The sequence below is a fragment of the Pseudomonas sp. TWI929 genome (assembly GCF_039673335.1).
Lineage (GTDB): Bacteria > Pseudomonadota > Gammaproteobacteria > Pseudomonadales > Pseudomonadaceae > Aquipseudomonas.
Genome location: NZ_JBDJLK010000004.1, coordinates 114,904 through 128,627 on the forward strand (window position 1 = coordinate 114,904; position 13,724 = coordinate 128,627).

Annotated in this window: 15 protein-coding genes; 9 read left to right on the forward strand and 6 right to left on the reverse strand. The window is 62.1% G+C overall.

The genetic code is table 11. The features are described 5' to 3' along the window. Positions 1 to 3 precede the first annotated feature (3 nt). The 3 genes from ABE456_RS03640 to ABE456_RS03650 all read right to left on the reverse strand — a co-directional run bounded on the left by ABE456_RS03640 (position 4) and on the right by ABE456_RS03650 (position 1,655). Positions 4 to 240: a hypothetical protein gene (locus tag ABE456_RS03640; RefSeq protein WP_346642743.1), complete on the reverse strand. Its 237-nt coding sequence runs from the start codon at positions 238 to 240 to the stop codon at positions 4 to 6. Between the two features lie 93 nt (positions 241 to 333). Then, a complete protein-coding gene (locus tag ABE456_RS03645; protein ID WP_346642744.1) occupies positions 334 to 1,350 on the reverse strand; it encodes a 5'-nucleotidase in 1,017 nt (338 codons plus the stop codon). A 59-nt stretch (positions 1,351 to 1,409) separates the two neighbouring features. After that, on the reverse strand, positions 1,410 to 1,655 hold the full coding sequence (locus tag ABE456_RS03650) for a hypothetical protein (protein ID WP_346642745.1): 246 nt from the start codon (positions 1,653 to 1,655) through the stop codon (positions 1,410 to 1,412). 360 nt (positions 1,656 to 2,015) lie between these two features. Between ABE456_RS03650 and ABE456_RS03655 the strand changes: the two genes are divergently transcribed. The 5 genes from ABE456_RS03655 (at position 2,016) to ABE456_RS03675 (ending at position 7,052) form a co-directional block, all read left to right on the forward strand. Then, a complete protein-coding gene (locus ABE456_RS03655; protein ID WP_346642746.1) occupies positions 2,016 to 2,894 on the forward strand; it encodes a WYL domain-containing protein in 879 nt (292 codons plus the stop codon). Positions 2,895 to 3,017: 123 nt separating this feature from the next. After that, positions 3,018 to 3,497: a hypothetical protein gene (locus ABE456_RS03660; RefSeq protein WP_346642747.1), complete on the forward strand. Its 480-nt coding sequence runs from the start codon at positions 3,018 to 3,020 to the stop codon at positions 3,495 to 3,497. A gap of 16 nt (positions 3,498 to 3,513) precedes the next feature. Next, on the forward strand, positions 3,514 to 4,137 hold the full coding sequence (locus ABE456_RS03665) for a hypothetical protein (RefSeq protein WP_346642748.1): 624 nt from the start codon (positions 3,514 to 3,516) through the stop codon (positions 4,135 to 4,137). Between the two features lie 202 nt (positions 4,138 to 4,339). Further along, positions 4,340 to 6,049, forward strand: coding sequence for a hypothetical protein (locus ABE456_RS03670; protein ID WP_346642749.1), 1,710 nt, complete (start codon positions 4,340 to 4,342; stop codon positions 6,047 to 6,049). Positions 6,050 to 6,515: 466 nt separating this feature from the next. Then, on the forward strand, positions 6,516 to 7,052 hold the full coding sequence (locus ABE456_RS03675) for a hypothetical protein (protein WP_346642792.1): 537 nt from the start codon (positions 6,516 to 6,518) through the stop codon (positions 7,050 to 7,052). 25 nt (positions 7,053 to 7,077) lie between these two features. On the opposite strand, the gene ABE456_RS03680 is transcribed toward ABE456_RS03675, so the two are convergent. Then, the gene (locus tag ABE456_RS03680; protein ID WP_346642750.1) at positions 7,078 to 7,989 is read right to left on the reverse strand and encodes a LysR family transcriptional regulator; all 912 of its coding nucleotides are present in this window, start codon (positions 7,987 to 7,989) and stop codon (positions 7,078 to 7,080) included. Positions 7,990 to 8,083: 94 nt separating this feature from the next. Here ABE456_RS03680 and ABE456_RS03685 point away from each other — a divergent pair, with 94 nt between their 5' ends. Further along, positions 8,084 to 9,259 (forward strand): MFS transporter, encoded by a 1,176-nt coding sequence (locus ABE456_RS03685; RefSeq protein ID WP_346642751.1) that lies wholly within the window; start codon positions 8,084 to 8,086, stop codon positions 9,257 to 9,259. A 59-nt stretch (positions 9,260 to 9,318) separates the two neighbouring features. On the opposite strand, the gene ABE456_RS03690 is transcribed toward ABE456_RS03685, so the two are convergent. Continuing rightward, positions 9,319 to 9,942, reverse strand: coding sequence for a glutathione S-transferase (locus ABE456_RS03690; RefSeq protein WP_346642752.1), 624 nt, complete (start codon positions 9,940 to 9,942; stop codon positions 9,319 to 9,321). A 197-nt stretch (positions 9,943 to 10,139) separates the two neighbouring features. Here ABE456_RS03690 and ABE456_RS03695 point away from each other — a divergent pair, with 197 nt between their 5' ends. The 3 genes from ABE456_RS03695 to ABE456_RS03705 all read left to right on the forward strand — a co-directional run bounded on the left by ABE456_RS03695 (position 10,140) and on the right by ABE456_RS03705 (position 12,279). Next, the gene (locus ABE456_RS03695; protein ID WP_346642753.1) at positions 10,140 to 10,442 is read left to right on the forward strand and encodes a DUF3077 domain-containing protein; all 303 of its coding nucleotides are present in this window, start codon (positions 10,140 to 10,142) and stop codon (positions 10,440 to 10,442) included. A gap of 79 nt (positions 10,443 to 10,521) precedes the next feature. Further along, positions 10,522 to 11,244 (forward strand): hypothetical protein, encoded by a 723-nt coding sequence (locus ABE456_RS03700; protein ID WP_346642754.1) that lies wholly within the window; start codon positions 10,522 to 10,524, stop codon positions 11,242 to 11,244. Positions 11,245 to 11,358: 114 nt separating this feature from the next. After that, complete coding sequence (locus tag ABE456_RS03705; protein WP_346642755.1) at positions 11,359 to 12,279, forward strand: LysR family transcriptional regulator; 921 nt, start codon at positions 11,359 to 11,361, stop codon at positions 12,277 to 12,279. A gap of 47 nt (positions 12,280 to 12,326) precedes the next feature. On the opposite strand, the gene ABE456_RS03710 is transcribed toward ABE456_RS03705, so the two are convergent. Beyond that, positions 12,327 to 13,631, reverse strand: a complete 1,305-nt coding sequence (locus ABE456_RS03710) for an MFS transporter (RefSeq protein WP_346642756.1) — start codon at positions 13,629 to 13,631, stop codon at positions 12,327 to 12,329. Positions 13,632 to 13,724 lie beyond the last annotated feature (93 nt).

Below are 13,724 nucleotides of genomic sequence, written 5' to 3' on the forward strand. Positions count from 1 at the left end.
GCCTCAGTCGGTACGCAGCAAGGGAAATTGCGCTTCGGGGTTTCGTGATTCTGCATTCATCTTCACGCACGCAGCCGCAGCGTCCGACCTGTTGATGAAACCACGCTTCAACCGTTCTTTTTCCTGGTTGTCGTAGATGTCGAAGCCCCCCGAAGTAGTGGCGGCGTAGAACCGGTTTCCAATGCGCAAAGACTCGCCTTCAATAGGCACCGCTGGAACGATAACGAATCTTGGTTGCATGTTTCGCGCCTCCCCAGGCAGATAGTTAATTATTAGCCTGATAGTAGGAAGGCAACAATATGACTCATCGAGACGAATCAGTGACGTGTCGTGTCACTTGCATACATCGGGCGATGGTGCGCCGACTTGCGGGTAATCTTGCTCCTCGCTGTCGCCCTTGAGCGCAGGAGGCTGCGCTGAACGTAGCTTGTTCGCCACCCCAAATGGCACATGCACCATCGGCAAATCCCCCGCCGGCGACTGCAAATGGCTGCGCTGGTCATCAAAAAACACATGCGGCTTGAGGATCGACAGCACCCTGGGCTTCTCCATCCCACCCAGAAAGAAACACTCATCCGGCGACACGCCCCAATCCTTCAATGTCGTCACCACCCGTTCATGCGAAGGCGCATTGCGCGCTGTCACAATCGCAATGCGCAGAATCCGTTTGTACGCCGGGCACTCGGCCAGCTTGCGGTCTTCGAGCATGCGAATCAGCGAAAGTTTGCGATACAGGTCGGCCAACGGCCCTGGCGAGTGCGGGATGCCTTTGTGCACCCGCTCGTGTTCCTGAAACTCATCCAGGTTGTCGTCACGCTTGTACACGCGCTCGGCTTCGTCATCGGCAATTACGCCATCAAAGTCGAAGGCTACCCGCAGCTCGGTATCGATCTCGTCATCATGGATGTGCGTCGGCAGCACCCGCCCAGCCGGGTAGTCGGCATCGATGGCTTTCTGCACATCTTCCTCATTGGCACTGAGAAACAGTGAGGCATTGAACGCCGGGATGTATTCGTAGGGTGAGCGGCCCGACATGAATGCTGCGCGGGTGATGTCCAGCTGGTAGTGGTTGATCGAACGAAACACGCGCAAGCCGGTTTCCGGCGAATTGCGCGAAAGCAGCACCACCTCCACCGGCAACTGATCGGGAAAAGCCCGGTTAATGCTGAGGAAGCGGCGAATGAACGGGAAGGCCACGCCTTTGGGGAACGGCTCGTCGAGGTTCTGTTCCTGGTGCTGGCGGTAAGCCTCGACGCCTTGGGTCTGATAGATGTCGTCCGAGACGGTAAGGTCGAAAAGCGCACTCGAGGCAACGCCGATCACCAACTTCTGCTCGATAGGGTAGGGCATGAACGAACTCCTGAGCCTGTGCCGCAGGCAAGTGTACGCGTGCGCTGTGACGAATGCCCTCAGGCCTCCGGTACCAGCCCGAGCAGCAGCTGAACCTGGCGCTGCAACTGGCTCACATGCTCGCGTTCGGCGCGCAGGGCAGAGCGCAGCTCGTGGTTCTCCTGCTTGTGGATGCGTGCGGTGCGTTCCAGTTCACGGTCGCGCTGCAGCAGGTCCCATATCTCGCCCTGTCGAGCATATTGCAGGCACACCAGCAGCAGGGTGATGCCGATGACGCCCAACACAGCGATTAGCAGAGCTTCCATGGCGTGCTTCCTTGAATGGTGGCTGTTTGCCGGTAAGTCGAAAGATATGTCAATTTACACTACATGTCGATATTGGAGACTTGTACAGGTAAAGCAATGGTGCAGGTTCTGCAAGACGCGATCGCGTGCAGCCTGATGTACAGGGAAGGCTAATTAACATCATGTATTGCTCGCGACGCCGCAGTTGGCGCGGCTTTGCTGCTATCACCGCGTACCTGGCGGAGGTCGTGGGCTTCATGAGGTATGTGTCTGGTTTGTGTACATATCGTGTCTGCCTTGAGTTTTCAGTTTGCAGACATGTACGATCTAGCGACACGTCATTTGCTGGGGCACACAGCGCTGCTCCCTTCAGGAACCGAGATGAAACGTACGCAACGTATGGAGCAAACCCGCTGGGACCTGGCCCTGCGCTACCGGTTGATCGAGACGGTGGTGTGGTGGGAAGGCCGGCTGACCACCAACCATCTGATCCAGAGCTTCGGTATCAGCCGCCAGCAGGCATCGAAGGACATCAACACCTACATCAATGACTATGCGTCGAAAAACCTGGTCTACGACAAGCAGATCAAGGGCTACGTGCCAACCCGGCAGTTCAAGCCGCTGTTCATCGACGACAGTGCCAGCGCCTACCTGGACCTGCTCAACCAGAACAACGAGCGCGCCCCGCATATCGAAGGCCTGGCCCTGGCCTATGCCCATACCGAGGTGCTGAAGGTCCCGGACCGCTCGGTCAAACCCGAAGTCCTGCGGCCGCTGCTCAAGGCGTGTCGCGAAAAGCGGCGCCTGGACATCGAGTACGTGTCCTTCAATAGCCCTGAACTGGAAGGGCGCACGATTGCCCCGCACACGCTGGTGTATACCGGCATGCGCTGGCATGTGCGGGCATATTGCGAGAAAAACCGCATGTATCGGGACTTCGTGCTCAGCCGTTTCCGCGGTGTGCCGGACTTGCATGACGAGGAGACGGAAAACGGCATCGAGCAGGATGTGGAATGGAACACGCAGGTCGATGTGATCTTCAAGCCGGATGAGCGACTGACGCCGGCGCAGCGGGCGATCATCGAGGTGGACTTTGGCATGGCTGAGGGGCAGTTGGTGGTGGGGAGCTCACAGGCGTTGGTGAAGTATGTGGTAAAGCGCTTTGGGGTGAACCCCAATGTGCATGACGCAAGGCCCGAAGCGCAGCAGCTGGTGCTGGCGAACCGTGCCGAACTGAGGCCTTGGCTGAATCTCGATTGAGTGTTGCCGTACTGCTGCTTTGCTGTTTGCTTGACGGGGTAATTTCCGGCAAATTGCCATCATTGGACAAGTCGTCTGGGCATGGGCATGCATGAAGAAGGGGCGCAGGCAGTTATGGATCTGATGAGTAAAGAGCAGGGCGCGCTGGAACTGACGTTACTGAATGCCGAGTACGATCGTGATCGTTTCGAAACGTTGATGGTCGAGGGCTTGAACCGAGGGATCCCTGCCGAAATCATGACCCGCCTGGAGGGTATCTGGTCGGCATCGCAGAAGATTGCCGGCGAGGTTGTCGCCATCGGCAAGATTGTCGTCTCGCAGATTTTTGCGTTTCTACGCGCACACCCGGCGATCACCGTGGGTATCGCGCTGGGGGCTGCCGTAACTTCGCTTTGCGGCGGTATCCCGTTGTTCGGGGTAATCCTGGCGCCCCTGGTAGGCAAGTTGTCGATGCTTTATGGGGCCGGCGTAGGGGCTGCGTTCGAGAGCAGCGGTAGCCTCACCTCTGACCCGCTGGTTGCAGCCCAAGGCCTGGCCTACAAATTCTACGAATTGCTGCGCAACATCTTCCTGGCTGTCACCCAATACCTCACGCCAGCCTGACTGGCAGGGACTGCACATGAAAAAGCTCATCACGCTCGCCAGGCAACGCCTGGGCCGCAGCAAGCCGTCTGTACAGCCACAGCAAGCCGTAAGCGATGACACCGCTAGCAAATTGGCCAATGCCGTCGAGCAGCTTCAAGGGCGTGACAGGGTTGGCATCGTGGGTGAAGGGGCAGTCGTCGCTGGCAGCGTGGCGGCCGGTGCGGCGGCGGCTGGCACCGTCGCAACTGCCGCAGGCGCCACTACGCTACTGGGGTCTACCACGCTGGCGGGTGCGCTGGGCGGTGTGTTTGTGACCACCACACCTGTCGGCTGGGTCGTTGGCACCGCTGCCCTGGCGGGTATGGCCGGTTATGGCCTGGTAAAACTGGTGCGCTCTGGCAGCAAGCAGGATGTGGTGCGTGAACGCTACACCGCGCTGCTCTCGGCCCAACTCCAAGGGCTGCAAGCGGCAGGGCAACAGAGCGATGCCTCGGCGCTGGACGCCCTGATGGCCCAGGCTGTTGCTTGTGCTGCGCTGGATGCAGGCAAGGCGCAAAGCCTTGCAGCGCTGGTGAAAGCTGGCCGCGTGCCGGAGCCTGTGGCAATTGAACGGGTTCGGGCGTTACTCGATGCGCACTCACATGTGTCAACTGATTGATCAGGTGCCATAGGCCGCGCAATACCAAGTTGCACGTTTCTATCAACCTTGCCTGGGCAGCACATCACTAGATGACCAGGCCGGGTAACGGCACATGGTTGAAAAGTTTACCTGTACGAATACTCATTATTGGCCTGCACGGAACCTGTCTGTACCGTGCGCGGCGAATAGGCATCAATTCTTTTTGGGGTTTAGTGAACACATGGACCGGAACACGTTTCTCGCTCAGGCTGATGTACGCGGTTTCATCGATTGGCTGCAAGTCTCGCTCCCTCAGCTTGAAGTGCACTTGCATTTCTTGCCCAGCAAGTTCGTCAAGGGCGGCCTGAACCAGCGGGTAGTGGGTATCGAGCAGGTTCATGCGCTGTATCGCTGGGGCAGTGCCTGGCAGGACTACCAGACTGGGCAATGGGTCACTTCCAGTGACTGGGCCAGCACCAAGGGTTCGCTGGGCCTGCTGCGCAGCCGGCTGTCGGCAGCGTTGGCCTCGGGTTGCGACGATACTGCCTACCAAGCCTGCTGTGCCGTACTGCAGTGGGGCGGAGTGCGTGGCGCTCTTGCGTTCCTTGGCCTGCTGCGTCAGCAGCGCAAGCTGGTTCACTACCTCAATGCCTGCCGCCCATTGTTCGAGCTTGATGCCGGGCAGCAACTGGCTGACCTGGATGCGCGCAGCATCCTGCGTTTCGATGCGGGGTTGACCAAGATCCACTCGCTGATCGATACAACCGGCTCGCCGATCTACGACAGCCGCGTCGGCGCGGCCATTGCCATGCTCTATGCGCTTTACCGGCAAGGGCGGCAGACGCCCGCGAAGCTGCGGTTCCCCAGCGGCGGGGCGCGTGGCAACCAGGTCCGGGACCCTGGCGCGCTAGGGTTGCAGAAGGCTCCACAGTTCTTCACCAAGGCCGTGCCTGGGTACGCCTGGGCACGTAGCCAGGTTGAGCTTGGCTGGATTATCCAGGCGACGCTGGCAGGGGCACCCACGCTGTTCTCCGGTTCGCTGCAGGAGCGTTGCCACAGCTTCGAAGCGGCACTGTTCATGATCGGCTATGACTTGCGCTGCCTCCTGCCGGGCGCCCCTCAGGTGGCATCGGCATCGGCTGAAGCGCCTGTGCTCACTGAACAGGCTGCCGCTGGCAAGGCTCGTTCGACCTGGGTGCCGACCAGCATCAACTTCCCACAAGTACTGATCGACTATCTGCACTGCAGCCAGTCGGCCGGGCAGAGTGTCAGCCTGGCCGATTTCCGTCAGTGGCAAGTGGTGGTCAAAGGGCGTACGGCGAATACCGCCCAGGCTTACTGCGCACCGCTGCGGCCGCGTGAGCTTGACTTGGTCAGTTTCAGCATCGAAGCGCTCGAGTGCATCGCCGAAGGCGGGGCCAAGGGGCTGGAAGTGTTGAGCGGGGGTGTAGCCCAGTTTGTTGCGGGGGACGAGTACGAGCAGGTTTACCTGACCAACGTCTACCTGAGCGGTCGGGTAACCGAGATGGCGCGCGTGCACGCGGTATCTGCCACCGAGCTGCTCACCCGCGCAGGCTTTGCAGGCAACGCCAATACGGCCGGGTTGATTCTGCGAACCGGGCGGGCGTTGGGGCGGCATTTTGGCCTGTTCAACGATGACCAGCCTTCGCCGCTGTTCACGGCATTTTTCGGCGAAGCGTTGATGGACCTGGATGCGCAGCTGACGCAAGCGTTGAAACACCTCGAGGCGGGGGCGGTTGACGCAGAGGGCGACGACCTCGAATACAGCCCTGAGTTTGCAGCGATGATCCATGAAGCTGCAGCGGGTGAGTTCGAAGAAGTCGATGTGGATGAACTGCTGGCCATGCTCGCGGAACTTGCCCGTACCCCCGGGAAGGCGGCTGGCGAGGAGCCTGATGTAGAGCAGCCGCAAGGGCCGGCTACGCGCTAAGTGACCACCTGAAGAAGTATCAACTGGCTGAGGGGCCTGGCGAGCTTGCCGCTGCGCCACGCCCCGGTGCCGGATGCTCGCCTCAATACCTGATCAACCACTCAATTCCCTCAGTCATCAGTGGATCCGATGATGCCATTTTGATAGCTTTCCGCCCTTGACCGCTGTATCCGGATAGGGATTGATGAATCAGCCATACGAACACAGGACCTTGACTCCGCTTGCGAAGCTGCTCGTGGAGAGGGTGATCGAGAACACCAATCGCAAGCTGGTCGCCGGCTTTCGCAACAAGGTAGATACCCAAGCCAACGCCACTTCAGCGGGCCTTCTGCAAGCCGGCCAGGAAACTGTGGCGGCCACTCCCGATAACAGGGTTCTGCGCGGCTTCAGCGATGCGCTGGTGAGCGAAATCGAATCCCTGCAGGCTGGTGCCTCGCCTTTGGAGGGTAGCCAGGAGGACGCGTTGATGGTGCTGTGCGAACTCAAGCAGCAGCTCGACGAGTTGCTGGCGCTGTCCGATGGTTACGCCCACTGCCGCCAGGAAGTAGAGCGCCTGGCCAGTGTAGAAGGGCAACAGGAAACCGCGCTGACTGCGCTGCAGGCCAGTATCGAGGCACAGCACCAGAAGCTGGTGGCCAGCACCCTGGCCCGGGTGCAGAAGGAAGGGGCGATTCGCAAAGGCCTTGAGCAGCACCAGCAAAAGCTGGTTGCCCAAGAGGGGCAAGCCGAAGTGCTGAAGCAGCAGTTGGCCGCCAGCAACCTGGCCCGGGAGAGCCTGTCCACCACTGTGACCACGGCGCTGAAGAAGCTCGCGCTGGCGACCAGCACCCAGGCACAGCGTGTCGACAGTGTAGAGGAGCGTCTGGCCAGCCTGGTTGAGCGTCAGCGTGAAGGCGAGGTGCAACCGCAGCCCGGATGGGCAACGTATCTGGAGCGTAATGCTGTGTCGTTGGCGGCGTTGGCGGTGGCTGTTTTTACGTTGGGGTTGAACCTGCTCGGCTAAATGCAGGGGGCGGGCGAGCCCGCTCCTACAAAGGAGTGCGCTGGCTGCCAGACAAGTGCTCCACCAGAAAATCCACAAACACCCGCACCCGCGCCGGCATTGCCGGGCCACCGACGAACACCGCATGGATCGGCTCGCGGTCACCAGGGTTGTAAGCCTCCAGCAACGGCACCAGCTGGCCGCTGGCCAGGTCATCGGCCACGGTGAAGGTGCCTATACGCGCCACGCCGGCACCAAGCCTGGCCAGTTGCGCCAGGGCTTCGCCGCTACTGCATTCGATATTGCCTGTCACCTTCAATGAAAACGCGTGCCCGTCACGGCGAAACGGCCAGTCGGGGGCGGCGCGGCGGAAGTTGAAGCGCAGGCAGTTGTGTCGGGCCAGGTCGTCTGGCACCACAGGTGTGCCACAGCGCTCCAGGTACTCAGGCGAGGCGACCACCACCTGGCCGGTTTCGCCAATGGCGCGGGCGCTCAACGAGCTGTCCGGCAGGCGGCCGAAGCGCAGTGCCACGTCGGCCTGGCCGCCAAGTATGTCGACCACTTCGTCACTGAGGTTAAGGTCGACCAGCACTTGCGGGTAACGCGCGCTGAACGCTGCCAGCAGTGGTACTACGGTCAGCCGGCCATGGCCCAGCGCAGCGCTGACCCGCAAGCGCCCGCGTGGCACGCCCTGGTCGGTGATGGCTTCTTCCACCTCAAGCATATCGGCCAGCACTCGCCGCGCACCGCGCAGGTACGCCTCACCTTCGGGGGTGAGGGTGATTGCCCGGGTGGTGCGCAGCAGCAGTCGGGTACCCAGGCGCTGTTCGGTGCGCGCGATGATGCGGCTGACCGCCGAAGGCGTCAGGCCCAGCGCCCGGGCGGCGGCAGACAGGCTACCTTCTTGCGCCACCCTGGCAAAAATTTCCATATCTCCGGATCTTCCACTGAAGTCCATTTGTGCCTCATAAGCAAAGGTGGTTCGCAAAAAAGCGGTCTAGTGCGTATTGAAATTGGATCGTAGCATTTGCAGCACAGATAAGGAGTTTGCCATGCGTATCAACCCACCTCTTGTCGCACTCGCCATCGGTGCCTTTGGCATCGGTGTCACCGAGTTCGCCCCTATGGGCATGTTGCCCAGTATTGCCACCGACCTTGGCGTCTCCATTCCCGCTGCCGGGTTGCTGGTCAGTGCCTACGCGCTTGGCGTGCTGATCGGCGCACCGCTGATGACCCTGGCCACAGTGAAGATCCCACGGCGGTATCTACTGATTGGGCTGATGGCCATCTTTACCTTGGGCAACCTGATGTCGGCCCTGGCCAGCGATTACGCCAGCCTGCTGGTCGCGCGCGTGGTTACCTCGCTTAACCATGGTGCGTTTTTCGGCATCGGCTCGATCGTCGCGGCCAGTGTAGTACCGCCCGAGAAGCGTGCCGGGGCCGTGGCTGCAATGTTCATGGGGCTGACACTGGCCACCATCGGCGGGGTGCCGCTGGCGACCTGGTTTGGTGAAATGCTGGGCTGGCGCACCGCATTCTGGGGCATCGCCGGGCTTGGCCTGGTGGCAATCACCACGCTCTGGTATGCGCTGCCCAATGTGCCGTCGCCCAAAGGTGAGGGGGCCATGGCCGAAATTCGCGTGCTGGGCCGCGGGCCGGTACTGGCGGCGCTGTTGCTGACCGTGGTCGGCTCCAGTGCGATGTTCACGGTGTTCACTTACATCGCGCCGATCCTGCAGAGCGAAGCGGCTGCGTCCACTACCTTCGTGACGGCCATGCTGGTGTTGTTCGGTGTCGGCCTGACCTTGGGCAACGTGTGGGGTGGCAAGGCGGCAGACCGCTCGATCGATCGCACCTTGATCCTGTCACTGGCTGTGCTGATTACCGTGCTGCTGGTGTTCCCGCTGGTGCTGGGCTGGCCGCTGCCGACGGCGTTGGCGATCCTGGTTTGGGGCGCGGCCAGCTTTGCCTTGGTGCCGCCGCTGCAGATGCGGGTGATGGAGGCGGCCAAGGATGCGCCTAACCTGGCGTCGGCGGTGAACATTGGTGCGTTCAACCTGGGTAATGCAATTGGCGCGGCGCTGGGTGGGGCGGTGATCAATGCAGGGCTGGGCTACCCGGCGATTTCCCTGGCGGGCGCGGCGATGGCGGCGGTGGGCTTGGTGATGGTGCTGCTGTTTGCCTGGCGAGGGCGGGTAGGACCGGCGGGGGATCAAGTAGCGGCGTAACAGGTTGAGATCCCCGGGGCTGCAAAGCAGCCCCGGGGATCTTGCAGGATGCACCTGCTTTACGGCGTACCGTTACGGCCATGCAGGTGATATGCCGGCCGTTCGCTCAGCCGCTCGTAATAATCCCGCACCGCCGGCAGGTGCGGGTGCTCGAATGGTGTTTCGAACCAGCGGTTGACCGACAGGCCGATGGGGATATCGGCCAGGGTGAACTGGCTGCCGGCCACATAGGCACCCGTGCTGGCCAGCTGGCGGTCGAGGATATGCATATAGCGCGACCAGTCTGCGCAACCGGCGGCCAGCGCCTGTGGGTCCTGGTGGGCGGGCGAATGCCTGACCAGCGACATGAACGCGTAGCTCCAGGAGCGGTTTAGGTCAGAAGCCTGCCAGTCGATCCACTGGTCGATCCTGGCCCGCGCCTGAGCCTCGCCAGGGTAGAACGCGGCGGCTCCGTAGCGGTTGGCCAGGTAGCGGATGATGCTGTTGGACTCCCACAATGTGAAGTCGCCATCCTGGATCACCGGGACCATGGCGTTGGGGTTCAGCGCGAGGAATTCGGCGCTGTCGGTGGGCTGGAAACCCGAACCCCAGTCCTCGCGCTCGAATGCCACCTCGAACTCGGCGCAGGCCCACAGGACTTTTCGCACGTTGATGGAGGAGGCTCTGCCCAGTATCCGTAGCATGGTGTTCGTCCTTGTGTGGGGGAGGTTGATCGTCCGCCACTGCCGGGTAGCGGTCAAGAGCCAGATCGGCGGCAGCGCGTCCCTTTGTAGGCTTCTTGTAGTCCATTTCCGAAAGTAACCCTTTCCACCCCCTAGGCCATTGTGGTGAGGCAGGCAGCGCCCTAGTCTCGGCACGCTCGTAACCCCGAGGAATGGACATGGAAAACGACACCCCGAAAAACAGCAGCAAGCTCAATGTCGTGCCCGCAGCGAGCCGCTTTGGCAACGCCGATGCCGAACTGGTACAAATGAAACCGCAGCTGCCCATGCGCACCGCACTGATGGAAGCCTCGAGCATCATGGGCTGCATCACCGAAATCACCCGCAAGGCCATCGACAGGCCCAGCGATCGCAAGGTGATGATGAAGGCCACGTTCTACCTGGCAGGCATGGCCAAGGCTCTGATCGACGGCCAGTTGCACCAGCTGCGCCAGGCACGGGAAGGCGAGGGCAAGCCTTAGTCATGCTTGCCTGGGGGTCGCGAACTTGGCACCCTTGGGCCGTTTATATGGCCCGTATCACGTTAGAAGGAAGTGCGCATTGAGTAGGGACAAGGTGGGGAAACTTCTCGTAGCCGTGCTGATTGGCCTGATGGTCCTGTTAGCCACTTACGCGATGTTCAAGGGCAGCCCGCGCCTGGAGGCGTCACTGACCTATGCCTACCTCACCTACCCCAGCCAGTTCAGCGAGCGCATCAGCAAGGCTAGGGAGCAGCTCAAGTACGAACGGTTGCAAGGGCGTATCAGCAGTATCGGCCAAGGCGGGCTGAGCGAAGACCAGGTAGAGCGGCTGATCGAAATGGCCCAGGCGCCGTATGCCCAGCTGTTCGCCAAGCCATTCGAGGCTGGGCTGGTCGACCACCGTACCGGCTTGCTCATCGAGCTGCGCAACGCTGCCGATGTGCAGGTGCGCCAGGTAAACATCCGCTTGCCAGCCAAGGGCCTGGTACAGGTACGCGATGCCGCTGGCAACGACACCCTCCTGGAAACCCCCACCGCGCAGGTGGACATCCCCACCATCGAACCGGGTGGCACCTGCAAGGTGTGGGTGTATTTCGATGCGGACTACTCGCAGATCCGCCAGGGTGGTGTAAGCATCAGCCACGCCGATGGCGTTGCCGATGTGCAGGTGTATCGCGAGTTCACGGGGTTCCCGGCTTTGGTGGCCCGTTACAGCCATGAACTGATGCTGCTGCTGGGTGTACTGGCGGCCAGCGTGCTGGGCCTGGGGTATGCCTGCCTGGCGCGCCGCCGCGTGGCGTAACCCACTTGGAGGGCGTGTTTTCAGGGCAAAGGTCATTTGCCGCAAAGTCAACAATCGCCTGTTGATGACCCTCTATAGTGCTCGGCATTACAAGACCTATGCCGAGCCTGCCTGATGATCCCTTCCCTGGACTCCATTTTCTCCCGCCTGCGCCTGCGCCAGTTGCGCCTGCTGATCGAGCTGGACCGCTGCGGCTCCCTGCACAAGGCAGCTGAAGCCATGGCCATTTCCCAGCCTGGGGCCACCAAGGCTTTGCGCGAGGTGGAGGAGGTGCTGGGCGTGCCGTTGTTCCAGCGCCAGCCCAGCGGCCTGGTGGCCAATGACGTGGGCCGTTGCGTGGTGCGCTATGCGCGCCTGATCCACAGCGACCTGGGGCATTTGCGCGAAGAGGTACTGGGCATTGTCCAGGGCCAGGGCGGGCGGCTGGCGGTGGGCAGCATCATGGGGGCCATGCCGGCATTGGTTGGCGCCCTCGGGCGCTTGCGCCGCAAACAGCCGCAGCTGGCGGTGGAGATTGCCGAGAACACCAGCGCCAACCTGCTGGCCCAGCTCGATGAGGGGCGCCTGGACCTGGCCATTTGCCGACCCGGGTTGGGCCGCAATGCTGCGGACTATGCCTTTGTCGAGCTGGCCCAGGAGCCGCTGGCGGTGGTTGCGCACCCACAGCACCCGCTGGCGGGGGCGGCGGCGCTGGAAGTGGGCGACCTGAACCAGTACCGCTGGGTGGTCTACCCGGCGAACATGCCCATGCGCCAGGCGCTGGAGCGTGAGTTGAGCGAGGCGGGGGTGGAAGTACCGCGCTATCCGCTGGAAACATTCTCCACTTTCGCCACCTTCATGCTGCTGGAAGATGACCCGACGCTGGTGGCGGTCATCCCCAGCGCGGTGGCGGCCTTTGCCGAGCAACGTGGGCTGCTGGTATCGCTGGCGGTGCGGCTGCGGGCACTGAGCGAGCCGTTCGGTATCGTGCACCGGGTGGCAGCGCCGCTGTCGCCGGCGGCGCAGTTGTTGGTGGAAGAGCTGACAGCGGGTTGAAACCTGTTGCGGCGATGGGCTGCACCGCAGCCCCGACCGACTCAGCCTTAGAACTGCCGCTCGCGGTAGTCGATGAGGCTGGAAAACACCGCGATCAACACCGCTGCCACCACAAAGAAGATCAGCGCATAGAAGTAGTCCCCGGTGAACTGCACGATCAGCCCGATCACGATCGGTACCAGCACCCCGGCCATGTTGCCGCAGAAGTTCATCGTGCCACCCAGCACCCCGGTGCGCGACGGCCCGCCGATGATTGCCGGCAGGCACCAGTACATCCCGCACCAGCGGATGAAGAACATCGCCACGCACAGCAGGCTGATCACCGCGACGGTTTCACCCACATAGGCCGCCGCCAGGATGCACACGGCTGCCACCAGCGCCGAGCCACTGAACATGCTGCGCATCACCAGGTTTGGCGAGGCCCCGCTGGCCCGCCAGCGGTCGCCGATCCAGCCGCCGATAAGTTCGCCGACAAAACCGCACATGAAGATCAGGAAGGTTGCCCCGCCCATGGCCGAGATGTTCAGGCCATGGGCCTTGTGCAGGTAGCTCGGCATCCAGGTAAGCAGGCCATAGAACACTGCCAGGATGCAGCTGTAGCCGGCGAACATGGCAAAGATCGAGCGGTCTTTCAGCAGCTCGCGCAGCGGCAGGCTGGCCTTGGCCGCCGCTGCATGGGCGCTGGCGTTGCCCTCGGTGATGTGGCGCAGTTCGGCCTCGTTCACCCCCGGGTGTTCGCCAGGATGATTGCGGATGTACTTGTACGCCAGGATGCCGGCCAGCACAGTGCCGACCCCGGCCACCACGAAGGCCAGACGCCACGAGCCCAGCCAGGCGATCAAACCGGAAATCAGAATCGCCCCCAGGGCACTGCCCAGCGGCGCGCCACCATCCACTAGCACCGCGCCACGGCCGCGCTCGTTGGGCGTCAGCCAGGCACCATTGAGCTTGGCCCCGGCAGGCATGATCGGTGATTCGGCCACGCCCAGCCCGATACGTGTCAGCAGCAGCACCAGCCAGTTGTGCGAGGCTGCACCCAGCGCCTGGAACAGCCCCCAGGCCACCGTCGCTGCGCCAATGATGCCGCGGGTGTGAAAGCGGTCCAGTAGCATGCCACCGGGGATCTGCATCAAGGCATAAGACCAGAAGAAGGCACTGAGCATCAGCCCTTCCATGGCCGGCGTCAGGTTGAATTCGGGGGCGATCAGCGGCAGCGCCACCGACAGCGAGGCGCGGTCGATGTAGTTGATTGCGGTCAGCAGCAACAGGATCAGGAAGATGCGCCAGCGCACCGTGGTCATCGGGGCCGCAGCGGGCAGCGCCAGGGCGGCCGGGGAGGGTGTGGTCTTCATCGCGGGAGCTCGTTGTTGTGATTATCGGGAGGCGTAGCGGCTACGCAGGCCGATTGTTGGAGCGCTGGCGGTGGGGCGGGTAATGAAAAGAGC

Excerpts from the sequence above, each read along its gene's own strand:
- ABE456_RS03640 (WP_346642743.1), bottom strand. The coding sequence starts at position 240 with ATGCAACCAAGATTCGTTATCGTTCCAGCGGTGCCTATTGAAGGCGAG.
- ABE456_RS03645 (WP_346642744.1), bottom strand. The coding sequence starts at position 1,350 with ATGCCCTACCCTATCGAGCAGAAGTTGGTGATCGGCGTTGCCTCGAGT.
- ABE456_RS03650 (WP_346642745.1), bottom strand. The coding sequence starts at position 1,655 with ATGGAAGCTCTGCTAATCGCTGTGTTGGGCGTCATCGGCATCACCCTG.
- ABE456_RS03655 (WP_346642746.1), top strand. The coding sequence starts at position 2,016 with ATGAAACGTACGCAACGTATGGAGCAAACCCGCTGGGACCTGGCCCTG.
- ABE456_RS03660 (WP_346642747.1), top strand. The coding sequence starts at position 3,018 with ATGAGTAAAGAGCAGGGCGCGCTGGAACTGACGTTACTGAATGCCGAG.
- ABE456_RS03665 (WP_346642748.1), top strand. The coding sequence starts at position 3,514 with ATGAAAAAGCTCATCACGCTCGCCAGGCAACGCCTGGGCCGCAGCAAG.
- ABE456_RS03670 (WP_346642749.1), top strand. The coding sequence starts at position 4,340 with ATGGACCGGAACACGTTTCTCGCTCAGGCTGATGTACGCGGTTTCATC.
- ABE456_RS03675 (WP_346642792.1), top strand. The coding sequence starts at position 6,516 with ATGGTGCTGTGCGAACTCAAGCAGCAGCTCGACGAGTTGCTGGCGCTG.
- ABE456_RS03680 (WP_346642750.1), bottom strand. The coding sequence starts at position 7,989 with ATGGACTTCAGTGGAAGATCCGGAGATATGGAAATTTTTGCCAGGGTG.
- ABE456_RS03685 (WP_346642751.1), top strand. The coding sequence starts at position 8,084 with ATGCGTATCAACCCACCTCTTGTCGCACTCGCCATCGGTGCCTTTGGC.
- ABE456_RS03690 (WP_346642752.1), bottom strand. The coding sequence starts at position 9,942 with ATGCTACGGATACTGGGCAGAGCCTCCTCCATCAACGTGCGAAAAGTC.
- ABE456_RS03695 (WP_346642753.1), top strand. The coding sequence starts at position 10,140 with ATGGAAAACGACACCCCGAAAAACAGCAGCAAGCTCAATGTCGTGCCC.
- ABE456_RS03705 (WP_346642755.1), top strand. The coding sequence starts at position 11,359 with ATGATCCCTTCCCTGGACTCCATTTTCTCCCGCCTGCGCCTGCGCCAG.
- ABE456_RS03710 (WP_346642756.1), bottom strand. The coding sequence starts at position 13,631 with ATGAAGACCACACCCTCCCCGGCCGCCCTGGCGCTGCCCGCTGCGGCC.